Annotated in this window: 1 protein-coding gene; it reads right to left on the bottom strand. The window is 37.9% G+C overall.

The features are described 5' to 3' along the window. Positions 1 to 366: IS110 family transposase (locus ACTHSP_RS22280; protein ID WP_440347047.1), on the bottom strand; the 366-nt coding region annotated here is incomplete at its 3' end. Positions 367 to 409: the final 43 nt, after the last annotated feature.

The raw sequence follows: 409 nt of genomic DNA, 5'->3' as shown, positions 1-409 counted from the left end.
TTTTTCCGGCGGTTGCCATTCTCTCAATCTGTGGCTTTTTTCTTGGCAATACATGGCTATCAGTTTTGCATCTTGTTTGTCTGTTTTAGCTCTTTGCAGTTCTGATATGGCGTAGCCTTTTATTTTTCTTGGGTTCTCTACGCTGATTTTGTAGTAGTTTTTGAGATATAAAGCCAGTTGTCTGTAATATGTACCTGTTGCTTCACAACAGCATTTAAGCTCTGATGTTGCGTGATTGTCATCTAACCACTGCTTGAGTTGTTCAAAGCCTCCTTGTTCGTTCTTAAATTGTTTCTGCCTTTTGCTGTCTTCTTTTATCAGACAGCAGTCTATAGTCTTCTTTGATACGTCTATTCCTAAGTACATTGTTTTACCTTATTAATACGGGCTTTTTATCCCTTGATAGTGT

It is taken from the genome of Neisseria sp. P0001.S005 (genome assembly GCF_051963715.1).
Note: the sequence above shows the minus strand (reverse complement) of the source record. Positions and strands in the feature narration are given on the sequence as shown.